19 protein-coding genes and 1 tRNA gene are annotated in these 23099 nt (G+C 62.7%); 8 read left to right on the plus strand and 12 right to left on the minus strand.

The annotated features are described in order from the left end of the window. The first annotated feature begins 261 nt into the window (after positions 1–261). On the plus strand, positions 262–1653 hold the full coding sequence (locus ACE3UG_RS20940; RefSeq protein ID WP_374627536.1) for a lipase family protein: 1392 nt from the start codon (positions 262–264) through the stop codon (positions 1651–1653). A gap of 104 nt (positions 1654–1757) precedes the next feature. Beyond that, positions 1758–2114 (plus strand): hypothetical protein, encoded by a 357-nt coding sequence (locus ACE3UG_RS20945; RefSeq protein ID WP_374627538.1) that lies wholly within the window; start codon positions 1758–1760, stop codon positions 2112–2114. Positions 2115–2301: 187 nt separating this feature from the next. Here the strand turns inward: ACE3UG_RS20945 and ribA are convergent, their stop codons facing one another. After that, complete coding sequence (gene ribA / locus ACE3UG_RS20950) at positions 2302–2949, minus strand: GTP cyclohydrolase II (RefSeq protein WP_374627540.1); 648 nt, start codon at positions 2947–2949, stop codon at positions 2302–2304. Between the two features lie 917 nt (positions 2950–3866). Between ribA and ACE3UG_RS20955 the strand changes: the two genes are divergently transcribed. Beyond that, positions 3867–4490 carry a LysE family translocator gene (locus ACE3UG_RS20955; protein ID WP_374627542.1) on the plus strand — a complete coding sequence of 208 codons (624 nt, stop codon included), beginning with the start codon at positions 3867–3869 and terminating at the stop codon, positions 4488–4490. Between the two features lie 120 nt (positions 4491–4610). On the opposite strand, the gene ACE3UG_RS20960 is transcribed toward ACE3UG_RS20955, so the two are convergent. From ACE3UG_RS20960 to ACE3UG_RS20975, 4 genes are all read right to left on the minus strand, one after another. Next, positions 4611–5369, minus strand: a complete 759-nt coding sequence (locus ACE3UG_RS20960) for an aspartate/glutamate racemase family protein (protein WP_374627544.1) — start codon at positions 5367–5369, stop codon at positions 4611–4613. A 30-nt stretch (positions 5370–5399) separates the two neighbouring features. Continuing rightward, positions 5400–6815: a dihydropyrimidinase gene (gene hydA, locus ACE3UG_RS20965; protein ID WP_374627546.1), complete on the minus strand. Its 1416-nt coding sequence runs from the start codon at positions 6813–6815 to the stop codon at positions 5400–5402. Positions 6816–6819: 4 nt separating this feature from the next. Further along, positions 6820–7548, minus strand: a complete 729-nt coding sequence (locus ACE3UG_RS20970; RefSeq protein ID WP_374627582.1) for an aspartate/glutamate racemase family protein — start codon at positions 7546–7548, stop codon at positions 6820–6822. Positions 7549–7629: 81 nt separating this feature from the next. Continuing rightward, entirely contained in the window at positions 7630–8928 is a 1299-nt protein-coding gene (locus ACE3UG_RS20975) for an MFS transporter (protein ID WP_374627548.1), read from the minus strand. Between the two features lie 223 nt (positions 8929–9151). Here ACE3UG_RS20975 and ACE3UG_RS20980 point away from each other — a divergent pair, with 223 nt between their 5' ends. Further along, positions 9152–9829: a GntR family transcriptional regulator gene (locus tag ACE3UG_RS20980; protein ID WP_374627584.1), complete on the plus strand. Its 678-nt coding sequence runs from the start codon at positions 9152–9154 to the stop codon at positions 9827–9829. A 145-nt stretch (positions 9830–9974) separates the two neighbouring features. On the opposite strand, the gene ACE3UG_RS20985 is transcribed toward ACE3UG_RS20980, so the two are convergent. The 7 genes from ACE3UG_RS20985 to fdnG form a co-directional block, all read right to left on the minus strand. After that, positions 9975–10070: transfer RNA gene (locus ACE3UG_RS20985), tRNA-Sec, on the minus strand. An 86-nt stretch (positions 10071–10156) separates the two neighbouring features. Continuing rightward, positions 10157–12067, minus strand: a complete 1911-nt coding sequence (gene selB, locus ACE3UG_RS20990; protein WP_374627550.1) for a selenocysteine-specific translation elongation factor — start codon at positions 12065–12067, stop codon at positions 10157–10159. Next, on the minus strand, positions 12064–13494 hold the full coding sequence (gene selA, locus ACE3UG_RS20995) for an L-seryl-tRNA(Sec) selenium transferase (protein WP_374627552.1): 1431 nt from the start codon (positions 13492–13494) through the stop codon (positions 12064–12066). Before selA ends, selB begins: the two co-directional genes overlap by 4 nt. Positions 13495–13505: 11 nt before the next feature. Then, positions 13506–14537 (minus strand): formate dehydrogenase accessory protein FdhE, encoded by a 1032-nt coding sequence (gene fdhE / locus ACE3UG_RS21000; protein ID WP_374627586.1) that lies wholly within the window; start codon positions 14535–14537, stop codon positions 13506–13508. A 51-nt stretch (positions 14538–14588) separates the two neighbouring features. Next, positions 14589–15227 carry a formate dehydrogenase subunit gamma gene (locus tag ACE3UG_RS21005; protein ID WP_374627554.1) on the minus strand — a complete coding sequence of 213 codons (639 nt, stop codon included), beginning with the start codon at positions 15225–15227 and terminating at the stop codon, positions 14589–14591. Between the two features lie 2 nt (positions 15228–15229). Next, positions 15230–16180, minus strand: a complete 951-nt coding sequence (fdxH, locus tag ACE3UG_RS21010) for a formate dehydrogenase subunit beta (RefSeq protein ID WP_374627556.1) — start codon at positions 16178–16180, stop codon at positions 15230–15232. 9 nt (positions 16181–16189) lie between these two features. Then, positions 16190–19258 (minus strand): formate dehydrogenase-N subunit alpha, encoded by a 3069-nt coding sequence (gene fdnG, locus ACE3UG_RS21015; RefSeq protein ID WP_374627558.1) that lies wholly within the window; start codon positions 19256–19258, stop codon positions 16190–16192. Positions 19259–19465: 207 nt separating this feature from the next. Here fdnG and ACE3UG_RS21020 point away from each other — a divergent pair, with 207 nt between their 5' ends. Genes ACE3UG_RS21020 through ACE3UG_RS21035 form a run of 4 tightly spaced genes read left to right on the plus strand, consistent with a single transcriptional unit; the run spans position 19466 to position 23049 of the window. Then, positions 19466–20110, plus strand: a complete 645-nt coding sequence (locus tag ACE3UG_RS21020; protein ID WP_374627561.1) for a paraquat-inducible protein A — start codon at positions 19466–19468, stop codon at positions 20108–20110. Beyond that, the gene (locus ACE3UG_RS21025; protein WP_374627564.1) at positions 20107–20751 is read left to right on the plus strand and encodes a paraquat-inducible protein A; all 645 of its coding nucleotides are present in this window, start codon (positions 20107–20109) and stop codon (positions 20749–20751) included. The genes ACE3UG_RS21020 and ACE3UG_RS21025 overlap by 4 nt, the downstream gene beginning before the upstream one ends. Then, positions 20744–22408: an intermembrane transport protein PqiB gene (locus ACE3UG_RS21030; RefSeq protein WP_374627566.1), complete on the plus strand. Its 1665-nt coding sequence runs from the start codon at positions 20744–20746 to the stop codon at positions 22406–22408. The genes ACE3UG_RS21025 and ACE3UG_RS21030 overlap by 8 nt, the downstream gene beginning before the upstream one ends. A gap of 47 nt (positions 22409–22455) precedes the next feature. After that, positions 22456–23049: a membrane integrity-associated transporter subunit PqiC gene (locus ACE3UG_RS21035; protein WP_374627568.1), complete on the plus strand. Its 594-nt coding sequence runs from the start codon at positions 22456–22458 to the stop codon at positions 23047–23049. Positions 23050–23099 lie beyond the last annotated feature (50 nt).

The raw sequence follows: 23099 nt of genomic DNA on the forward strand, positions 1-23099 counted from the left end.
AGATGAGAGTGATAGCCTTCCTGCGGTCCATGTTCACTTAAAGTCCTTTAATCGCGCCGTGTATCCCGGGGCTCAATTGCCACCAACGGAAACAGGACCCCGCCCGGTATCGCCATCAGTGTGCAAGAGAGAAAAAATCCAGACTTTGATCCAGAGCAACATTGAATTAACGAATACCAGTCAAAATTCAAAGTTGCCATATTCAATGGCAAGCGTCGCTGCGGTTCGATCCGTGGCTTCTTTAAGGAATCAAGGGGTCTTATGGATTTTCTCGGAAAGTTTTTTACAGGCGCCTCTTGCGAGAAGAAAGACGGTGTACTGACCGATGAAGTCAACCGCCGGCGACGTAATCTGATGCTGGGTACTGGTGCGCTGGCGATCGGATTGGCGGATGTGCCTGCAGCCACTGCCGCCGGCAACGACGCTGGAGCCCCCGCCATCGATCGCTCATGCCGCGTCAGTGCTGACCGGCTGGACTTGCTCGTGGCCAAGGCCTATCCGCTTTTCAATGATCCGGTAATACTCCCGACCTTTGACGCCAAAACGCATGGAGCACGCTTTGACGTCGATCTTCACCGCATTGTCACCTTCACGGTCAATCCGGAAAGCGGTGAGAAGGTCAAAGTCAGCGGGCTTCTGGCGCTGCCCGTGGGTGTCACCGAAGAGATCCCCCTGCTTTCCTGGCAGCACGGTACGATCCTCTCCTTCGATCAGGTGCCGTCCAATCTCACGCGCCTATCCAACCCCGACCATCAGCTCTCGGATACGACGGACTCTCTGGAAACACTCTTTAACGTTCAGCGATTTGCCGGACAGGGCTATGCCGTGATCGCCGCCGATTATGTTGGCAAGGGGCCATTCCGTGATGGCCGCGGCGAAGCCTATGCGGTCAAGGACGTGACTACACAGACTTGCCTCGACGTCCTGACAGCCGGCGAAGCCGCAATGCGGGGGCTGGGCCTCAAGCCATCCAAACTGTTCCTGCACGGCTGGTCACAGGGCGCGCTCAACACACAATGGCTGCATCAGGCGTTGCGCATGCAATCCCGCGCTATCGCGGGGACAGCTGTTGCAAGCCCATTCAACGACCTGAATGAGGCTTGGCGGTTCTGGGCCGGCGCTCAGACTTTTCCGTTACCCAGCGGCGTTACGACCTATCCAGCACTTCCAAGCTGGATTGCGCTGTGCATGATCATCACGCTGGGAAGCTATGAGTTGCAGTACGGTCTGAACGGCTTAATGAAAAGTGCCATCCGGCCGGAGTTTCACGCTCTCGCCATGAAATTCTGGGCAGACTACAAACTCGAAACCGATCAGACAAAGCCTTTCCCCATGGGCTCCGACTTCCTGAGGCCTGGCTTTTTTGAACATTTCACCACGACTCAGAACAGCGCCTTCCTCCGGCACCTCGCTGCCAATCGCGCTACATATTGGGATTACGATTGCCCGATTCGTTTCATCTACGGTCTCGCTGACGAAGTACTCCATCCGGCCATGATCTATCCCGCTCTGGCAGCGGGAGGCTCGCATGTGACCGGCGTTCCGGTCGCGGGCGCAAGTCATCGCGGCACTTTCCTCGCCGGACTTTACGGCAACGATTTGACGCTTGGCGGCTCCGATAACATCCTGACCTGGTTCAACAGCATTCGCTGATGCCGTGCGGGCCGTTGGCCCAGTGCCGCATCACCAGTCGTATCGCGATACGGTCGACAAGGCTGAAAATCCTCATACCATAAGGATACCTACGTAATTCTGGAATGGAACGGTTCAGCGGCTGCCCGCGCGGCGTCGCCGTTCTTCGCTGGATCTTCGCTGGATCTTCGCTGGATCTTCGCTGGACCTTTGCCGATCACGTGCTTCGTCTCAATGCCTGCGAGGATGAAGCGAGCAAACCGGAACGCCCTGAGCCTCATCATGGAACTGTTGCGACGTTTGGTCGCCCGATGAACCGGCTCGATAACATCGTTCAGATACTTGACCTGCCGAACGGTGATGGACGATTCGGACTCAGCGTCGATGGGCCTCGCAGGCCGACTGAATCGGCCCCGCTTTTGTCCATCGTCACAGCCTCAGGCGCGTCGTTGCGATCAATGACCTTCTCGAATTGGCGGTGACCGACCGTGCCAGTCGTCCCGCACAACATCAAGAAAACCTACGCCAATGAGGCGAATTCAGGCACGCAGAGACAAACGCCAACGCGCTATCCCCGGTCAGAGCGTCAGCCATCTCCTCTTGAGATTCAGCAAATTACAACATCTCTCAGAAGACACCGGGCCAAGTCGCCTACGTCCAGGTTTTGCCCTATTCGTTCTCTTCGAAGTAATGTCCGAACTTGGCCTGCTTGGTGCGGATGTAACGCTCGTTCTCTTCGCGCATCGGGATATCGAGCGCCACGCGTTCGCACACCGGAATGCCGTGCTTCGCGAGCGTATCGAACTTCTTGGGATTGTTACTCATGAGACGCACCGAACGGACGCCGAGGATACGCAGAATGGCGGCCGCGGAGTCGTATTCGCGCGCGTCGTCGGGCAGGCCCAGATCGAGGTTGGCTTCGACCGTATCGCGGCCTTGCTCCTGAAGCAGATAAGCGCGAATCTTGTTGCTCAGTCCGATACCGCGCCCCTCGTGGCCGCGCAGGTACAGCATCACGCCGCGCCCTTCCTCGGCGATCTTGCGCATCCCTGCATCGAGCTGTTCCCCGCAATCGCAACGATAGGAACCGAACACGTCTCCCGTCAGGCATTCCGAGTGCAAACGCACCAGCGTGGGTGCGTCGCCGCCGACCTCGCCCATGACCAGCGCGAGGTGCTCGTTATCGCTGCCTTTGACGCGAAATGCATGTGAGGTGAAAGTGCCATAGCGAGTGGGCAGGGTCGCGGTTGCGACCCGCTCGACGCATTCGTCAGCGTCGCATGCGGGCGTGGCGGAGACAGTACCAGGGGACTTCATGATGACGTTCAAACAGGCCGAAATTGGGGGAGTCGCCCGCCACCGGATAGCGACGGCGTGCGCTAGGAGTGTACCGCCATTTCTGAATTTCAGCCGACAGCGGCATGCAACACACTGTTTCACGCCGCCGTCGACTCGCCGCGCGCTCGCCCGAAGCGGAGGGTGCTGCGATTCGTCGGGCACTGAATGCCCGCCCCGTCGACTCGCCGTCCGCTCAGTCGAGCGCGCGACATCATCGGCAAGCGCGTCGCGCGTTCGCCGCGAACGCGTCGTGCTCCGGCCTCACGGAAGTCATCGTACGCGGCGATGTCTCCATCACATAATGGCAGCGGCGACACATTCCCTCCATCGATGCGGTCTTCAGAGCGGGAGTTCCGGCTATCGGCGTGGGAAGGCGTGGGAACATTCTCCTTTTCGGGCGAAACGGCAAGGGCACGAAGAGGGCCCACTGTTGTCCCGTCGTACACGGCGCACCCGTCGATGAAGCGCGTCCGCGCGGCAGCGGCAGCGACATCTGCATCGGCCAAAGCGATTAGGGAAACGCTTGATTCCATGGCGCCTTGCGCCGACCTTGTTCTGTCACGTCATTCGGAATCCTATCCCTGCGCTGGCATACTTCGCTACGGATTTCGCCTTTTCAAAGGTGAACATAACGCATGGCGATTCTCGCAATCCCGCAGCTCGGCAAGGCGTGGCGTTATGTCCTGCGGGCCCCGGAGAACCTGCGTTATTGCGGGGTATCGACGGAAGCCGGGTGACCTATGGAGTGTATTACCTTGGCCTGATCGTCTTCCTCGCGCTCATGACGTTTAACCTACACGACATGCCGTCTGCCGCACGCCACGCCGTGCAATAGGCGTGACACTCGATCGGGTCGCGCGTCGTTGGCCGATCACTCTGCTTCCGGAAATGCCGCCATGATCGATATTGCCGCTCTGCCGTACTTTCTAGCCACCGTTACCGTACTTGTCGCAATCCCTGGGCCGAACACCATCTACGTGTCGACGGCCAGCGCCAGTCGGGGATTTCGCTTTGGTGTCGCGTCATGCGTCGGCGTGATGCTTGCAACACTCGTTCACATCGGCATTGCCGCTGCGGGCCTTACGGCCCTTTTGATCGCTTCGCCGTTACTCTTTGCCGCAATCAAGTCGCTGGGCGCCGGATATCTTGTGTTCCTGGGCATCAAGGCGATTCGCAGCCCCCGCTGCGCTGCGGACGAAACACCGCTGGCGTCGGCGAGCGCGCTGAGTGCATCCATCAAGCGGGGCTTTCTTGTCAATTTGCTCAATCCGAAGACCGGCTTGTTCATCGCCGCGTTCCTACCGCAATTCGTGACCCCCGATTCCGGCCCGGTGCCACAGCAAATCGTCACCCTCGGGCTGATTCTTGCATTCGTGGGCGGGTTGAGCGACATCACATACGCCGCACTCGCCCGCCTGATCGGCAAGGCGCTCGGCAACGGAAACGCGAAACCCGATATCGGAAGGTACCTGACCGGCCTGCTGTACATGGGCCTCGGCGTCATGGCGCTGGCATCCTGATCGAGCATGCCCCCTGATCCACATGATCCACATGACGCGCATGACGCGCTTGACCCGCGTGACGCCGAGCGAAGCTGTCGTCCGTGCGACCGCAGTGCGTACGTTGGCCGTTCGAGCGCGTCAGCCGTCCAGCGTCCCCGGCGCATCGAGCAGGCGCCGCACGGCAATGGGCAGCCCCGCGTTAGGCTTCACGGGCGGTCGCTGAAAACTGCCCAGGCGCGCAACGCCCGGTTGCAGTGCCACCAGCGACTCGCAATGCCGGACCGCGCTTGAAACGCCGTCGACAACCGGCACCGCAATGCGATCCCGCAGGGTCCTCGCCAGCCCCGCCAACGGCGCGCCCGCCACCACGATCACGTCGGCGCCATCCTCGTCGATCGCCTGCCGACTCAGTTCGACGAGACGTTGCGCGTGATCGTCCTGCACCGTCGCAATATCGCGCAACGGCGACGTGAGGCTGCGAATGCTTGCAAGTCGCGATGTCAATCCGTTCGCTTCGACACACTCCCGATACCAGGCTTGAATCCGGTGCGAGATCGCGATGACCGAAAAACGCGCCCCCAATAAGCACGCGCTCGCCAACGCCGCTTCCGTCATGCCCACGACCGGCACGTCGAATAATTCCTTGAGCCCGCCCAATCCCGGGTCGCCGAACGCCGCCACCACCAGCCCGTCGAACGTGCCCGCCTGTTCTGCAGCCGCACAGGCCGTGGCGTATCCGCCGACAAGGGCTTCGAAACGCGTTTCGATATAGGCAACGCCGAACGACGCCGTCGCGAAGGAAAGTGTCGTTTGCGGCGATGCGGCACGCCGGGCTTCCGCTTCAATCAACCCCGTCACACTCGTAGAGATATTAGGATTTACAACAAGTAAGCGCATGAGTGCTCCTGCAACAGTCATTATTCGTCGTCACACCAGGGACGGGGCGTCGGCCGGCAGGAAGCGCCCTCGCCCAGGCGCGGCCTCCTGATATCGCCCGCCCGCCACGAGTTGCTCTCCGCGCGAAAAGCAGTGCACCGGCCAGCCGGTGACCTCGCGCCCCTCGTAGGGCGTGTAGTCGACGGCATGATGCAGATCTGCATTGCGAATCGTCATGCGCGCGTCCGGATCCCAAAGCACGATATCGGCATCGGCGCCCACGGCGATCGTGCCCTTGCGCGGGTACAAGCCGTAAAGCCGTGCCGGACGGTACGACGTGAGTTCCACGAACTGGTGAATCGACAGGCGTCCGTGGCGCACGCCGTCAAACAGCAATGGCAGACGTGTCTCGATGCCCGGAATGCCGTTCGGGATATGTTCGAACGACTGCGGCGCGCCGCCCGGCTTCTTGCCCTGCGGATCGTCATAGTTGAAGGGCGCGTGATCCGATGAGAACACCGAGAAAACGCCTTGCTTGAGCGCCTTCCAAACCGCTTCCTGATTGTCGGCGTCGCGCGGCGGCGGGCTGCAAACGCATTTCGCCCCGGCATAACCGTCGTCGCCCGGATGGCCCATATCTTCCGCGCTCAAATACAGATACTGCGGACAGGTCTCGGCCAGAATCTGCATTCCCCGGCCCTGCGCCCACCGTATCTGATCGATGGCCTCTTTGCCCGAGACATGCACGATGAGGATCGGCACGTCGACCAGTTCAGCGAAGGTGATCGCCCGGTGCGTCGCTTCGCGCTCGACGGCCGCCGGCCGCGCCAGCCCATGAAACTTCGGCGCAATGCGCCCCTGCCCGACGAGCTTGTCCGTCAACCACGCGATGCAATCGGCATTTTCCGCATGCACCATCACGAGAGCGCTGTGCTCGCGGGCCACCGACAGCACCTCCAGAATCTCGCGATCGGAGAGCTTCAGATCGTCGTACGTCATGTAGATCTTGAACGAGGTGTAGCCTTCGCGAATCAATTGCGGCAGTTCCTCACGAAGCACTTTCTCCGTCGGATCCGCCACAATCAGATGAAAGCCGTAGTCCGCCACCGCACGCCCTTCGGCGCGACGGTGGTAGTCGTCCACTGCAGCGCGCAGCGAGCCCCCCTTCTCCTGGGCGGCAAACGGGATCACCGTCGTCGTGCCGCCGCACACGGCCGCACGCGTCCCGGTAAAGAAGTCATCGGCCATGCGCAGGCCGTCAGGCATTGGCTGGTCGAGATGGCAATGGCCGTCGACACCGCCGGGCAGCGTCAGCAAGCCCGAAGCGTCCACCTCTCGCGCACCGCTTGCCAGATGCTTGCCCAAGGCGGCGATCACGCCGTCGCGTATCCCGATGTCGCACTGAAAGCGATCGGAGGCCGTCGCCACGTCGGCATGACGAATGACCAGGTCGAACGTGTCGCTCATCGTCTTACTCCCCTTGCAGGAACAATTGGCCCCAGTCGCTCAGCGCGCGGGTGTCGATCCCGGCGAGTCTCATCGACTTCCAGAGCACCGTCGAGATGGTGTCGTACACAGGAATGCCGGTCTGGGCTTCCAGCGCACGTGCGAGCGGCGCGGCGTGCAGGTTGGTGCAGAACGTCGTGATGGCTTGGGGGCGCGCCTGCGCGACTTCATTGACGAGACGTTCGAGCGTCTGGGCGCTGACCTCAGAGAACTCGAAGTTCTTGCTGAGCCCCAAGTGACGCTCCGCCGTGCATCGAATGCCCTGACGCGCGTAGTTCGCGACAATGCGCTGTTGCACGTCGCTCAGATACGGCGTCACCAGACCGAGTTCGGTCACGCGGGTTCGCGTCAGCACTTCATTGAGCGCCAGCACCGAGGTCGTGGCGGGAATACCGGTCGTCTCGGTGATCTGCCGGCACAGCGCCTCGTCGGTTTCGAACCCCAGCCACCCGGCCGACGTGCCGTTCCAGGCAATGACATCGACTTCCGCGTCGGCGAGCAATTGCGCCGCGTCGAGAATCTTCTGCAAATCGAACTGGCCGAGTGCGTTTGCGCCGAGGGAAATCTCCGTGACACGAAAGCGGGAAAAATGGACAGAGACATGCGCCAGACCGGCCACCATCGCGCTGGAAATCGGCTCCAGGGCCGTGTTGGACGACGGCGTGAGCATGCCAAGCAGTTTGCGTTTTTTTATCGTCATGGTCTTACCGAAAATGCGGTGATCGGCCGCCTGGGCGGCGCGCCGATCGAGGGGTGAAAACGTGTTGCAGAGCTATCAAACCGGAAGCTTGCGTTCGTAATCGATCAGCGTCGAGCAGATGAGCAGCCCCACGCCGGCGGCAGCGAAGAACATCAGCGCGAGGAAGTACGAACCGGTGGTCTGTACGATCACGCCGACGATCAGCGGCACGCTGATGCCGCCGATGTTGCCCCCGAGATTCATCACGCCGCCCAGGAATCCGACCTTGTGACGCGTGCCGAGAATCGACGGGATGCACCAGTACAGACCGCACCAGCGAAGGAAGAAGAGCGTCGAGGACAGCAGCACGACCGTCACGACATCGCTCTTCACGTAGGCCACGGAGAAGATGGACGCGGTAGCGATGACGGCGGCGATACCGAAGAGGGTGCGCATGACCTTGTTGGGAGAGCCGCCCGCCGCCTTCCATTTGTCACCGACCCAGCCGCCGAACAGCTCGCCGATGAAACCGCAGAAGAAGATGATGAAGCTCGCGCCGCCCATCTGCTTGATGTCGAAGCCGTGAACCTTGTGGAGGTAATTCGGCATCCAGGTCAGCAGCCCGTAGAAGACCGTGTTGAAGCACATCCAGCCCAGCGCCATGCACCACACGGAGCGGTATTTGAAGAAATCCATCGAACGCCCGGACAGGTTGGCCGGTTCGGCGCGATGCTCGTTGGCTTGCGCTTCTTCGATGTAGTTCGCTTCGTCGTCGTTCACGCCGGGGTGTTCGCGCGGCGTGTTGCGGATGTAGCGCCAGGCGACATAACCGGCCAGCACGGTGCCAACGCCCGCAACCACGAACGCCAGACGCCACGAGCCAAGCATTGTGATGAGCCACGTAATGATGATGGCGCCAAGGGCCGCGCCCAGCGGCGCGCCGCCGTCGAGCAGCGTCGCACCTCGACCGCGCTCGTACGTCGTCATCCAGATGGCGTTGAGCTTGCCGCCCGCCGGATAGATCGGCGCCTCTGCCGCGCCCAGACCGAAGCGGGTCAGCAGCAGAGACGTGGCGTTGGTGCACAACGCGGCGGCCGCCTGAAAAATGCCCCAGAACACCGTGGCCAGCGCAATCACGACGCGGGGTTTGTATTTGTCAGCGAGCATGCCGCCCGGAATCTGCATGACGGCATACGTCCAGAAGAATCCGCTCAGGATCAACCCTTCCATCGCGGGCGTGAGGTCGAACTCTTTAGAAATCAGCGGCATGGCCACCGACAACGACGCCCGGTCGATGTAGTTGATCGAGATCAGACACAGCATCAAGAAAAAAATCTTCCAGCGCACAGCGCTCTTCGTGCCCGCCATAGTGGCAACCCTGCCCGTCGACTGCATGGTGAATCTCCAGAGTAGATGACTTGACTTGTGTACCGTTCGTCGCGACTTGAGGGCGAGTATAGAATCTGTAATCTGTAATTACAAGATCGGTAAATAATTGATTTTATTGATTTCATTGCTAGGGATTTCCCTACATGGTAGGATGTTCGCGACGCCGATAAACCCATCCACGACCGTGACTCTTCCGCTTCAGAAATCGCACAAACTCCGCACGCTGGGTATGGCTGCCGAAATCACGGCACGCTTACGCGTCATGATCGAGGAGGGCGAATTGCCGCCAGGCGAGCGCATCGACGAGAAGACGCTTTGCGAAGTGTTCGACGTCTCGAAGACGCCATTGCGCGAAGCGCTCAAGACGCTGGTGTCCGAGGGGCTGGTGCTGCATCGGCAATACATCGGCTACCGGGTTGCGCCGCTCGATCTTGACGAGCTTCGCGCGACGTTTGAAGTGCTGCATGGCCTCGAGCGAATGGCGGGAGAGTTGGCTGCGCCGCGATTGACCGAGACTGCGCTGGCCGCTATCGAGCGGAAGCACGAGCAGATGCTCGACGCGCATGGCAAAGGCCACCGGACGGAGTACTTTCGGATTAACCAACAGATCCATCAGATGATTGTTGACGGTGCGGGAAACCCTGTACTCTCATCGGTCTATGCTGCGTTGATGAGTAAAGTTCACCGTGCCCGTGGCGCGGCAAACGCGGATCTTTCCCGTTGGCAGGAGTCGCACGAAGAGCACGACCGGATCATGGCGGCCTTGCGTGAGGCCGGACGCCCACACTTGGGTGAAGTGCTCAAGGCGCACTCGGAGAATACGGGCACCGAAGTGCTTAGCGTGGTCGCAGAGGCGATTCGGCTCGGCGAACAACGCCGTCGCGGACGCGAGGCGGGTGCCGTTTGAATGAGAAGCGCAGGCGCCCACGATTATGTACGCAATAGGCGCTGCGATAAAGTGAAGCCCACGAAGTGAGTTCTGCGGAACAGGTGGGATTTTGCGGAACGGCAACCAGCCGAAAATCGAAATTCACAAAACGCCGAAAGCCTTGTGGCGGAAAGCAGCCGGAGTCGAACCGACCTGGGAGCGGCTGACGCCCCCAACCGGGTTTGAAGCCCGGCCGCATCACCGGATACGAATGCCTTCCTTCGGACGACGTACCTTCACCTGCCCGTTCGTGGCGCAGCGACACGCACATCGCGCGCGCCACCGACCTTCGATGCCGTAACCGCGCTACGCCACGCCCCACGCCACCCCAGGGCGCCGCACATGCCAATCGCCAACGCGGCGAGTATATCCCGCACGATCGAAGAACTCCAGAATCTGAATCGCACGCTTGCGCCCCAAGCCCGTTGCATCGCGAAACGCACCCGCCTCAACCTTCCCGTCGGCCCCTGCAATCATCGCCGCGAGCGTCGTCACACACGCGTCGTCGTAAAACAAATCCTTCACGACCTGATGCACCCGCCCTTGCCTCGCGAGCTTGCGCAGCACCGCTCGCACACGCTCTTCCGGCACGCTCAACTCACGCCCCATGTCGCGCACCCAAGGCGGATCGAACCGCCCCTGCGCCACGCGCGGCAACAGCACCTCGGCCAGCGCACTCTCCTCAGCCGTCATTTCCACGCGATGCGCCGGCAGATGCACCCACGCCCCCGTACGTGCCACCGCACCATCGCTCAACAACGCCTGCACCACGACACGCCAACGCGACACGTCCAGCGACGGCCACGTCATGCGGCCCAGACGCGCCGCATCGAGCCCCGGTTCATCCGGCATGCGCGCGTGATACTCACGCAAAGCGTCGAGCACACGCGCACGCACCACCGACCACGCCGACGCATCAAACGCCAGCGACGCCCCGTCGGCGCCCGAGAGCACCACGGCGTTCGCAGGCCACTGCCATCCCCCCGTCGGCAACCCCGTGAGCGCCACGACTTGCGCACTCGTCAACCCGAACGGCGACTGCGCAAGCAGCCCACCCAGGCCCTCACCGTCAAGATATTGCGCCACGGCACCGAGCCACGCCAAGCGAGCCGTCGAACGGCGCTTGCGCTCCGGTGCATCCGGGTCGAACACCCGCCCGCCCCCCACCGTTGCCGTCGCTTGCGGATTACGCACGATGAAGCGGTCGCCAGGCATCGCGCACACCGGCGCATCGAAGACCAACTGCACCCGCATCGTGCCACCAGGGGCCAGCGTGTCGCCCTCAAGAAGGACCGTGTGAGCCTGCGCATGCGTCGTGCCCAGATGCACGTGCAGCGGAAACCATTGCGTGAGCGGCGCGCTGCCTTCAAGCCAATGCAGTTCGACATCCACATGCCGCGACGGCCCCGACAATCCCTCGGCCACGATCCAGTCGCCACGCCCAAGCTGGTCGCGCTCGACCCCCGCCAAATTCAGCGCGCAACGCTCCCCTGCCCGGCCCGCATCCACCGGCCGGTTCTGCGCATGAATGCTGCGCACCCGCACCGGCAATCCCTGCGGCATCACCACGAGGTTCTCGCCCACGCGCACCTTGCCCGCGAACGCCGTGCCGGTCACCACCGTGCCATGCCCCGTCAACGTAAACACTCGATCCACCGCCAGCCGAAACAACGCGTCGTCGCGACGCGTCACATTGCCCGACACCTTCAGCGCCTGCGCCGCTCGCGTCAGATGCTCGCGCAACGCCGCCACGCCCGCATCGCCCGGCGTCGTCGCCGACACCGGCACGATGTCGGCCTGCGCGAACGGTGTGCTCGCAAGCCATTGCCGAATTTCCTGCGTCAGCGCAGCCACGCGCGCCGCATCAACACGATCCGCCTTCGACATCGCGACCACACCACGCCGCACACCCAGCATCGACAAAATGGCAAGATGCTCGCGCGTCTGCGGCATGATGCCGTCGTCAGCCGCAATCACAAGCAGCGCGAAGTCGATGCCGACAGCACCGGCGGCCATCGTGTGAATCAGCCTTTCATGCCCGGGGACGTCGATGAATCCCAGCACCTCGCCGTCAGGCAACGGCGTGTAGGCATAACCCAATTCGATGGAAATACCGCGCGCCTTTTCTTCCTTGAGACGATCGGTGTCAACGCCGGTCAACGCGCGAACGAGACTTGTCTTGCCATGGTCGATGTGACCGGCAGTGCCCACGATCATGCGCGTAGCTCCGCAAATTGCAGCGCGAGACGCGCTTCGTCATTCGCTTCGAGACAACGCAGATCAAGCCACAGCGTCTGATCCGCAATGCGGCCGATCACCGGATACGGCAGCGCACGCAGCGCGGCTTCGAGCCTGGCCAGCGCACGACCGCCGCCGCGCTTGCCACCGCCCGCAGGCATAATCGCCAACCCGTAACTCGGGAGTTGCTCGACCGGCAACGCACCGCTGCCGATCTGACTCACCATCGGCGCCGCGGTGACGGTGTAGGCGTCACCCAGCGACTTCGCGAGCATCGGCGCAATGCGCTCCGCCTGCGCCGCCATGTCGGCGCGCGCGCGGGTGAGCAATCGTAGTGTCGTGAGCCGCTGCGTCAGATGGTCGGGATCGCGATACAGCCGCAACACCGGTTCCAGTGCCGCAAGCGTCAGCTTGCCCACGCGCAGCGCCCGTTTGAGCGGATGCTTCTTGATCTTCGCGATGAGATCCTTGCGCCCGACGATCATGCCCGCCTGCGGCCCGCCCAGCAGCTTGTCGCCAGAGAACGTCACGAGATCGGCCCCAGCGGCAATCGTCTCCTGCACCGTCGTCTCGTGCGGCAAACCCCATCGCTCAAGCGGCACGAGCGTGCCGCTGCCGAGATCGACCGCCACCGGCACACCGTGCGGCCTGGCAATCTGAACCACCTCCGCGACGTCGACACTTTTGGTAAAGCCGGTCACTTCGTAGTTGCTGCAATGCACCTTCATCAACAACGCCGTCTTCTCGCCAATGGCGTTCCGATAGTCGAGCGCATGCGTGCGGTTGGTCGTGCCCACCTCCACGAGCTTCGCGCCAGCGTGCGTCATGATGTCGGGAATGCGAAACGCGCCGCCAATTTCCACCAGCTCCCCACGCGACACCACCACCTCGCGACGCTTGGCAAGCGTCGCGAGCATCAACAACACCGCCGCCGCGTTGTTGTTCACGACGGTGGCCGCTTCGGCACCGGTCAACTCGCACAGCAACGGCGCGATGAGATCGTCGCGGTCGCCGCGTCCGCCCGTCGAGAGATCGAATTCGAGGTTGGCCGGCATCGTAAGCGCCTGCAGAACCGCTTCCACTGCGACCTCGGGCAGCAACGCCCGGCCGAGATTCGTGTGCAACACCGTGCCCGTGAGATTGAATACGGGACGCAACGTCGCCCGGTTGCGCGCGCTCAACGCGCCAGTCACGCGCGCACCGAAGGCGGCCGGGCTCAGCGTGTCGCGCGTGAGCGTGCCCGCAAGCGCCGCCACACGACACTCGTCGAGGTCCCGCCGCAAGGCGGCCGTGACCTGCGTGCGACCAAAGTCGGCCAGCGCCGCCTGAAACTCGGACATTCCCAGCAGCCGATCGAGCGACGGCAAATCCGCAGCGCTCGCCGGCCCATGATCATGCTCGGCCATCCGCGCTCCCCCTATGCTTGCTCGGCGTTCTGCCAGAGCAGCGGATTGCCGTTGGCGCGCGCGTATCCGGCTTCGCCCATCAATACGTCGAGGGCGACGCTCGCAAGGTCATCGGCAACCGGCTCCACGAATGGATCCTTGTCCTGATAGAAGATCTTGCGATAGCTCTGGCAGTCGTCGCACGACTCCGCCCGGATGGCCGATGACGCGACCCGCTTGGCCGCTTCGTCAAGCGCCGGACGGCCGTCGGCGCCCCTGACGATGTCCCCCTTCGCGCTGACCACTGCCTGTATGTGTGCACCGGGTGCCCCCGCGTCTCCCGTCTTGTCGACAACGTGATACGCGACATGCTCGCTCGCTTCACAGTGCGTACATTTCACGCGGACCATATGCCATTCGGTCGCGCACAGTCCACACGCGAGATAGCGATAGCCCTCGTGAGCCCCGCCAATGCGAACCACGCTCGCCACCGGCAACGTGCCGCACACGGGACAGACATTGGGAACATCGAGCATGGGCACTTCGCCCGCGTCGAAGGTGCTGGCGACGCCCGTCCAAAGCACTTGCAATGCCGCCATCAGGAACGGCGCCATGGCCGCATCGACCCCCTTGCCGTGCCCCGCGAGCAACGCTTGCGCCGCCGCGTCGAGCGAGGCCGGATCGGCAGCGCGAATCCGGTCGAGCACGCCGCGCACCGACGCGGGCAAGTCCGGCAGCGCAGCCACCGCGTCGAGCAACGGCGAGAGCAACGGCTGCCACCGTCCGGCGTCGTAGCCGCCGTTCGCAGGCACCAGCGGCATGCAATGCTGTTGCGCCTGCTCGATCGATTCAGCCGACGGCCGCTCGACCTGTAACGTGTTCAGGACGCGCTGCTGCGCGTCGACGAGCGTGGCCATGAGCCGCAGGTAATCGCCGAGCGGATGAGCGTCGGCAAGCTGACGCAGACGCGCCGCTCGCGCCGAGAAGACCTCGGCGCGTTGCGGCATGCGGAGACGGGGAATAGCGGTGCGATCGAGCGACTCGATCTGTCCGGGTTCAAGAATGCGTTGCAAGGTGGCCGGTCTCGTAAGTGCGTCCGGCCGCCAGGGCCGAACTCATTTGTTGATCTGCTTATACCAGGCGCGATGGTGCTTCCACGCCCAGCCCCGGGTGACGGTACCGCGCGTCATGGCGCGCACGGAACCCTTAATCCAGATCGCCGCATAGATGTGCGTAATAATGCCGCAAATCAATACGAATGCACACACCGCATGCACGTCTGACGCCAGACGAATGACCCAGATCGGGAAATACAGCGAAAAGTAGGCACGCCAGATCACGATACCCGAAAGCAACAGCCCGATCATGCACAACACCATCACGTAGAAAAGCAGCTTCTGGCCGGCGTTGTAACGCCCGACTTCCGGCAGATTCTCCTCGCGATTGTCGAGCACGTCGCCGATCTGCTTCATCCATGCCCTGTCGCGCGGCTCGAATTTGTTGTAGCGGCCAAGCTGCAGTGCGAGCCACAGGAAAGCGACGAACATCACCACGCCGACGAACGGATGCAATATCCGCGTCCAAGGCCCGCCACCGAACAAGTTGGTGAGCCAGAACATCGACGGATGGAACAGCGCCAGCCCCGAGAGCGCAAGCAGAACAAACGTGCCCGCGACAATCCAGTGGTTGATGCGCTGCGCGGTGTTGTAGCGCTCGATCAGATCGTCCTTACGATCGCGGTGTTCATGCGACATGGTCAGACCTCCTCGTGCGTGGCGACGCCCTGCTGCCCGTCGGAACCGTTGTCCTTGCGCGACGCATCGTACCGGCGGGCGGCGTCTTCGTCGTCCTCCGTCGTCTCGTTCGGGCCGGTCTTGATGTAGTGGAAGAAGCCGGCCAGTGCGGTGAGCGCCATGGCGGCCACGCCCAGCGGCTTGGCAATGCCCTTCCAGAACGCCACCATCGGGCTGATGTGCGGGTCGTCCGGTAGACCGTGATAGAGCGACGGCTTGTCGGCGTGATGCAGCACATACATGACGTGCGTGCCGCCGACCCCGGCGGGATCGTACAGCCCCGCGTTGTCGAAGCCCCGCGACTTCAGGTCTTCGATGCGCTCGGCCGCCTGATCCTTCATGTCCGCCTTCGTGCCGAACAGGATCGCGCCGGTCGGACACGTTTTCACGCACGCCGGCTCAAGTCCCACCGACACGCGATCGGAACACAACGTGCACTTGTAGGCCTTGTGATCCTTTTGCGAAATGCGCGGGACGTTGAACGGGCACCCGGTAATGCAATACCCGCAGCCGATGCACGCCTCTTCATGGAAGTCGACGATGCCGTTGGCATATTGCACGATCGCGCCGGGCGATGGGCAAGCCTTCAGGCAGCCCGGGTCCTCGCAATGCATGCAGCCGTCCTTGCGGATCAGCCACTCGAGGTCGCCCTTCGGGTTCTCGTACTCGGTGAAACGCATGAGCGTCCAGGAATCCGCCGTCAAGTCCGCCGGGTTGTCGTACACGCCGACGTTCACGCCGACTTCGTCGCGCAGATCGTTCCACTCCATGCACGCCGTCTGGCAGGCCTTGCAGCCGATGCACTTCGATGTATCGATCAGTTTGGCGACGTCTCCCGTGTGCGCGTCACGCACCGAGGGCGATGGCAGCGTGGTTGCCGAGCGCCGTTTGATATCCAGAGATTGCAATGCCATGGCGCCCCCTTATGCCTTCTCGACCTTCACCAGGAACGACTTGAACTCGGGTGTCTGCGAATTGGCGTCGCCAACGATCGGCGTCAGCGTGTTCGCGAGGAACCCGGGTTTGGTCAGCCCCTTGAAGCCCCAGTGAATCGGAATGCCCACGTGGTGAATCGTCTTGCCCTCCACCTTGAGCGCACGAATGCGCTTGGTCACAACCGCCCGGGCCTTGATGAAGCCACGGTTGGACGAGACCTTGACCGTGTCGCCCGACACAATACCGATCTCTTTCGCAAGCGCTTCGCCGATCTCGACGAACTGCTCCGGCTGGATGATCGAATTGAGCAAAGCGTGCTTGGTCCAGTAGTGGAAGTGCTCGGTCAGACGGTACGTCGTCGCCACGTAAGGGAACTTGTCGGCCGTGCCCATCGTGGCCAGATCGTCCGGGAACACGCGTGCACCCGGGTTGCTCGTGGCCTTGGGCTGCTTCGGATGCAACGGGTTGTAACCCAGCGGCGTCTCGAACGGCTCGTAGTGCTCGGGGAACGGCCCTTCGGCCATCGCCCCCTTTGCGAAGAAGCGCGCCACACCCTCAGGGTTCATGATGAACGGATTCATGCCCGCCGCCGGGTCCTCGTCGATCTTGAAGTCCGGCACGTCGGCCCCGGTCCAGACCTTGCCGTTCCACCACACCAGCTTGTGCTTCGGATTGAACGGCTTGCCCGCAACATCGGACGACGCACGGTTGTACAGAATGCGACGGTTCGCCGGCCACGCCCACGCCCAGTTCAGGGTCTGACCAATGCCGGTCGGATCGCTGTTGTCGCGGCGCGCCATCTGGTTACCCGCCTGCGTCCACGCCCCCGCGAAGATCCAGCAGCCCGACGACGTGCTGCCGTCGTCCTTGAGCTCTGCGAAGCCGGCCAGTTGTTCTCCGGCGCGGCGGGTCACCTTGGTCGGATCCTTCGGGTCGACGATGTCCTTGAGCGCGCGCCCGTTGTATTCCTTGGCGAGTTCTTCAGGCGACGGACTCTCCGGCCGCGCATAGGGCCAGGACAGGTTGACGATCGGATCGGGGAATTTGCCGCCCTGCGTCTTGTACATCTCGCGCAGGCGCAGGAACAGTCCCGTCATGATCTCGATGTCGGTGCGTGCCTCGCCCGGTGGCTCCGCGCCCTTCCAGTGCCACTGCAACCAGCGACCGGAGTTGACCAGCGCACCGTCTTCCTCCGCGAAACAGGTCGTCGGCAACCGGAAGACTTCCGTCTGGATCTTGCTGGAATCGACGTTGTTGTGCTCGCCGAAGTTCTTCCAGAACTCCGACGTTTCCGTCGCCAACGGGTCCATGATGACGAGGAACTTGAGCTTGGCCAGCGCCTGATCCCACTTGAACTTGGCGGGCGCCGCCGCGAGCGGGTTGAAACCCTGCGCGATGTAGCCGGTCATCTTGCCCTGGTTCATCAGCTCGAGCACCTGCAGCAGGTCGTAAGGCTTGTCGAGCTTGGGCAGATAGTCGTACGCCCAGTTGTTCTCGGCCGTTGCCGCGTCGCCCCACCACGCCTTCATCAGGCTCACGAAGAACTTCGGATAGTTCTGCCAGTAGCTGAGCTGGTTCGGACGCAGCGGCTTTTGCGTGCGCGCCGTCAAATATTGCTCGACGGTGTGCTCGGCCTGCTTGGGCAGCGTCATGTACCCCGGCAGCAAGTCGGTCATCAACCCCAGATCGGTCAGGCCCTGAATGTTCGAGTGACCGCGCAGCGCGTTCATGCCGCCGCCCGCCACGCCGATATTGCCCAGCAGCAGTTGCACCATCGCGCCGGTGCGGATCATCTGCGAGCCGATCGAGTGCTGCGTCCAGCCCAGCGCGTACATGACGGTCATCGTGCGCGTCGGGGTGGAACACTCGGCGATCAGCTTGTAGATGTGCTCGACCTTGTCGGCCGGCGTGCCGCACACGCGCTCGACCATGTCGATGGTGTAGCGCGAGTAGTGCTGCTTCATCAACTGGTACACCGTGCGCGGGTGTTGCAGCGTCGGGTCGGTGAGGACATACCCGTCCGCGCCCTTCTGGTAATCCCAGGTGCTACGGTCGTACGTATGCGTCTCGGCGTTGTACCCGGAGTAGATGCCGTCTTCGAACGCAAATTCGTCTTTCACCAGGAAGGTGAAGTCGGTGTAGTTCTTGACGTATTCGTGCTGGATCTTGTCGTTCGTGAGCAGGTAGTTGATCAACCCGCCAAGAAAAACGATGTCCGTGCCGGTACGGATCGGGGCGTAATGGTCCGCGACCGATGCCGAACGGTTGAAGCGTGGGTCGACCACGATCAGGCGCGCCTTGTTGTGCGCCTTCGCCTCGGTCACCCATTTGAAACCGCACGGGTGCGCCTCGGCGGCGTTGCCGCCCATGATGAGTACCAGATCCGCGTTCTTGATGTCGACCCAATGGTTCGTCATCGCACCACGGCCAAACGTCGGGGCAAGACCTGCCACCGTCGGGCCGTGTCAGACACGTGCCTGGTTGTCGAATCCCAGCATCCCGGTACTGCGGATGATCTTGTGCGTGATATAGCCGACTTCGTTGCTCGAGGCCGACGCGGCGAGCATGCCCGTCGTGAGCCATCGGTTGACCGTCATGCCGTCGTCCGTCTTCTCGACGAAGTTGGCATCGCGATCGTCCTTCATCAGCTTGGCGATGCGATCGAGTGCATCGTCCCAGGAAATCCGCTCCCACTTGTCCGAACCCGGCTTGCGGTATTCCGGATGCGTGAGACGATTCGGGCTGTGGATGAAGTCGATGAGGCTCGCCCCTTTCGGACACAGCGTGCCGCGGTTGACCGGGTGGTCGGGGTCGCCCTCGATGTGGAAGATGCTCTTCCTGACGTTCTTCCCACCATCGCCGTAGCTGTACATGAGCAGGCCACAGGCCACGGAACAGTACGGACAGGTGTTGCGTGTTTCGGTCGCTCGCGCCAGCTTGAACTGGCGGACTTCCGCCAGCGCTGCGTCGGGCGCGAACCCGAGCATTGCCAGGCTGGACCCGGCCAGCGTTGCGCCACTCACTTTAAGAAACTGGCGCCTCGACATGTTTAGCATGGGGGAATTCTCCTCAAAATTTGAGTAACTCTGCGGGAGTGTGTTGAGTATAGAGCAAAGCTTTAATGTTTTCCGTGCGTTAGCACAAACCATGCCGAATGCCGTGCTGCGTTGCAGCAACACAGGAACTTCCTCAACATTTTGGTATTCTGAGCGTCACTTTGGTCACCGTCCCCGGGAATGAACCCCTTGCCCCCACAAGATGACGTGACGAACCTCATCGCATGCCCGAACTGCGACACGCTGCACCGCCGCACGGACGTACCCGCGCGTGGGGCGGCGCGCTGCGTGCGCTGCCACTCGGTTCTTTACCGCGCGCCCGATCTGCGTCTGTCGCGCGTGCTGGCGCTCACGCTGACGTGCCTGATCGTGTTCGCTATCGCGAACGCATTTCCGATCGTCGAGATCGAGGTGCAGGGCATCTACACGCGCACGACGCTCATCGGCGCCGCGTGGGCCCTCTACCGCGAAGGCATGTGGCTCGTGGCGTTGCTGGTTTTCGCCACCACGGTGCTCTCGCCGGTGTTGCAGTTGCTCGCATTGGTGCATTTGATCGGCCCGTTGTCGATCGGCCGGCGGCCGTACGCTGTCTTTCACGTCATGCGCGCCGTCGAATTCTGCCGCCCGTGGGGCATGATCGAAGTGTTCATGCTCGGCGTATTGGTTTCACTGGTCAAACTCTCGTCCATGGCGAGCGTGCTGCCCGGCATTGCGCTGTGGGCATTCGGCGCACTCACCGTGTTGCTGGCGATGGTGCTGTCGTATGACTTGCGCAACCTGTGGCTCGTGATCGACCGCAGCCCCGATCCGAGCGCGGCCGGCGCCGCACAGTCACAGGCAGTGCCGCGATGAAGTACCTCAGCGCAAAAGACGCCGGACTCGTGGCATGCAGCGCATGCGGGAGGCTCTCGCGCGAAGTCAAAACGCTCGAAAAGGAGCGCTGCCCGCGTTGCGGTGCGGTCCTGCATCAACGCAAGGTCGATAGCCTCACGCGTACCTGGGCCTTGCTGATCGCCGCCGCGATCCTGTACATTCCCGCCAACGTGTTGCCGATGATGCAGACGCGCTCGCTGCTCGGCAACGCCAGCGACACCATCATGAGCGGGGTGATCTATTTCTGGACCAGCGGCGAGTACGATTTGGCCATCGTCGTCTTCACGGCGAGCATTCTTGTCCCGATGCTCAAACTCATTGCGCTGTCGCTACTGTGCGTCACGGCGCAGCGCGGCACGCGATGGAAACCGCATCAACGCACCCGGCTGTACCACATGATCGAGTTCATCGGCCGCTGGTCGATGCTCGATGTCTTCGTCGTCGCGCTCATGGTCGCGCTCGTGAACATTCAGTCGCTGGCCGTGATTCAAGCCGGCCCGGGCATTGTGGCGTTCGGCTCGGTCGTCGTACTCACGATGCTGGCCTCGATGCAGTTCGACCCTCGGCTGATCTGGGATCAGATCCGCGACGACGATACCGAACAGGACGATCATGACTGACCCGATAGATCCCCAAGCCTCGAAGGCAGCGCCGCCGCCCGGCGTAGACGCGCTGCCCACGCCGGCCATCGAACCGCGCAAACGCTGGGCGCCGTCGCTCGTCTGGCTGATTCCGCTGGTCGCCGCCGTGATCGGCCTTTCGCTCGTCGCCAAGGCGCTCATCGAGCGAGGCCCGAGCATCGTCATCGACTTCAAGACGGCCGATGGCATCGAAGCCGGAAAAACGAAGGTCAAGTACAAGGAAGTCGATATCGGCACGGTCAAGAGCATCGAGCTGTCCGACGATCTTTCGCATGTGCGCGTGAGCGTCGACCTCACCCAGAACGCCAAGCGATTCGCGGTCAAGGACTCGCGCTGGTGGGTCGTGCGCCCACGCGTGGCCGGCGGCAGCGTCTCCGGCTTGTCGACGCTGCTCTCCGGTGCGTATATCGGCGCCGACGCCGGCAAGTCGAAGGATTCGGCGAGTCACTACGTGGGACTCGAGACGCCACCGGTCGTCTCGACCGGCCAGCCCGGCAAGCCGTTCGTGCTGCATGCCGCCGACATCGGCTCGCTCGACATCGGCTCACCGGTTTATTACCGCCGCATTCAGGTCGGCCAGGTCGAAGCCTTCTCGCTCGACCCGGACGGCAAAGGGGTGACGCTGCGCGTGTTCGTGCAGGCGCCTTACGACCAGTACGTTGGCTCCAATACGCGCTTCTGGCATGCCAGCGGTATCGACCTGCGACTCGATTCGAGCGGCTTCAAGGTCAATACGCAATCGTTGGCGTCGGTCGTGATCGGCGGCATCGCCTTCCAGGCGCCGAGCGACGCGGGTGCAGGTGTGATGGCCAAGGCGGGTCAGGCGTTCCGCCTGGCCCCCGACGAAGCCACCGCCATGAAGGCGCCCGATACGGATGCGATGACGGTCGTATTCCGCTTCCAGCAGTCGCTGCGCGGTCTGGCCGTGGGCGCACCCGTCGATTTCCGTGGCATTACGCTGGGCGAAGTCACGTCGATCGGCGTGGAGTTCGATCAGGCCACCAAGCAGATCAGCATGCCGGTGACGGTCGAAGTCTATCCGGACCGTTTGCGCCGGCGCGACCCGAAGCACAATCTGCCCCCCGACCAGATCGCCAGCCGTCAGATTCTGAATGCGCTCGTGGCGCGTGGTCTGCGCGGCCAGTTGCGCACCGGGAATCTGCTCACCGGGCAGTTGTACGTGGCGCTCGACTTCTTCCCGAACGCGAAGCCCGCCAAGGCAGAAGAAGTCGACAACGTCGTCGTCATGCCGACCGTGCCCAACACGCTCGATCAGTTGCAGCTTCAGATCGCCGATATCGCGACCAAGCTCGACAAGATTCCGTTCGACAGTATCGGACAGAATCTCGACTCGTCGCTGCGCAAGCTCGACAAGACGCTCGACAGCGCGCAGGGACTGTTCCGTCAACTCGATGGCGAGATCGCTCCCGAAGCGAAGGCCACGCTGAGCGAGGCAAAGAAGAGCTTTGGCGCCGCCGAGCGCACGCTCTCGGAAGACGCTCCAGTACAACAAGACGTTCGCCAGGCAATGCAGGAACTCACGAAAACCCTGCGCTCGCTCAACACGCTCGCCGATTATCTGCAACAGCATCCCGAAGCGCTGTTGCGCGGCAAACCGAAGGATCCGCAACCATGACGAGGCCCGCCGAGATGACCCGTTCCCCGAGCCGAGGAATATCGCCGATGGCCCGCGCAACGCTGGCCGCCCTCACCCTGACGCTCGCCAGTTGTGCTTCGCCGCCATCGAACTTCTATACGTTGACCGATGCCGCTGCCACGACCGGCGCCCGCGCGCCGGCGGCCCCTTATGCCATCGACGTCTCGCCGGTGACCATTCCCGAACAGGTCGACCGGCCGCAGATCGTCGTCACGCGTGGCGGCGGGCGGGTCGACATACTGGAGGAATCGCGCTGGGCCGCACCGCTCAAGAACGAACTGACATCGGCGATCTCGCGCAACCTCACGCAGCGCCTCGGTGCGATGGACGTCTACGGCCTGCCCCGCGCCGACGGCCTGACCGTGTATCGCGTTGCGACTTCAGTGCAGCGCTTCGAGGCCATGCCGGGCGATCGGGCCGCGCTCACGGCCGTGTGGAGCGTTCGCCAGGTGCCGGGCGAAGTCGTGCTGACCTGCCGCTTCGCAGACACGGAGCCGGCCTCGGGCGGCATTGACGGCGTCGTGACGGCACAACGCAAACTCGTCGACCGGCTCGCGGATGGCATCGGCAACGCCATCGCCACCCGCGCCCAGGGTGGCGCGCCGCACTGCCAGAACTGATTGGCGGCACGTACCTAGCGTCGAATCTCGAACATGCGCCGGGCGCTGGT

It is taken from the genome of Pandoraea sp., from assembly GCF_041919235.1.
Lineage (GTDB): Bacteria > Pseudomonadota > Gammaproteobacteria > Burkholderiales > Burkholderiaceae > Pandoraea.

Coding starts and splice junctions, on each gene's coding strand:
- ribA (WP_374627540.1), bottom strand. CDS start 2,949: ATGAAGTCCCCTGGTACTGTCTCCGCCACGCCCGCATGCGACGCTGAC.
- ACE3UG_RS20955 (WP_374627542.1), top strand. CDS start 3,867: ATGATCGATATTGCCGCTCTGCCGTACTTTCTAGCCACCGTTACCGTA.
- ACE3UG_RS20980 (WP_374627584.1), top strand. CDS start 9,152: ATGGCTGCCGAAATCACGGCACGCTTACGCGTCATGATCGAGGAGGGC.
- ACE3UG_RS20975 (WP_374627548.1), bottom strand. CDS start 8,928: ATGCAGTCGACGGGCAGGGTTGCCACTATGGCGGGCACGAAGAGCGCT.
- ACE3UG_RS21030 (WP_374627566.1), top strand. CDS start 20,744: ATGACTGACCCGATAGATCCCCAAGCCTCGAAGGCAGCGCCGCCGCCC.
- ACE3UG_RS20960 (WP_374627544.1), bottom strand. CDS start 5,369: ATGCGCTTACTTGTTGTAAATCCTAATATCTCTACGAGTGTGACGGGG.
- selB (WP_374627550.1), bottom strand. CDS start 12,067: ATGATCGTGGGCACTGCCGGTCACATCGACCATGGCAAGACAAGTCTC.
- ACE3UG_RS20940 (WP_374627536.1), top strand. CDS start 262: ATGGATTTTCTCGGAAAGTTTTTTACAGGCGCCTCTTGCGAGAAGAAA.
- fdxH (WP_374627556.1), bottom strand. CDS start 16,180: ATGGCATTGCAATCTCTGGATATCAAACGGCGCTCGGCAACCACGCTG.
- ACE3UG_RS21025 (WP_374627564.1), top strand. CDS start 20,107: ATGAAGTACCTCAGCGCAAAAGACGCCGGACTCGTGGCATGCAGCGCA.
- ACE3UG_RS20945 (WP_374627538.1), top strand. CDS start 1,758: ATGGAACGGTTCAGCGGCTGCCCGCGCGGCGTCGCCGTTCTTCGCTGG.
- selA (WP_374627552.1), bottom strand. CDS start 13,494: ATGGCCGAGCATGATCATGGGCCGGCGAGCGCTGCGGATTTGCCGTCG.
- hydA (WP_374627546.1), bottom strand. CDS start 6,815: ATGAGCGACACGTTCGACCTGGTCATTCGTCATGCCGACGTGGCGACG.
- ACE3UG_RS21035 (WP_374627568.1), top strand. CDS start 22,456: ATGGCCCGCGCAACGCTGGCCGCCCTCACCCTGACGCTCGCCAGTTGT.
- ACE3UG_RS21005 (WP_374627554.1), bottom strand. CDS start 15,227: ATGTCGCATGAACACCGCGATCGTAAGGACGATCTGATCGAGCGCTAC.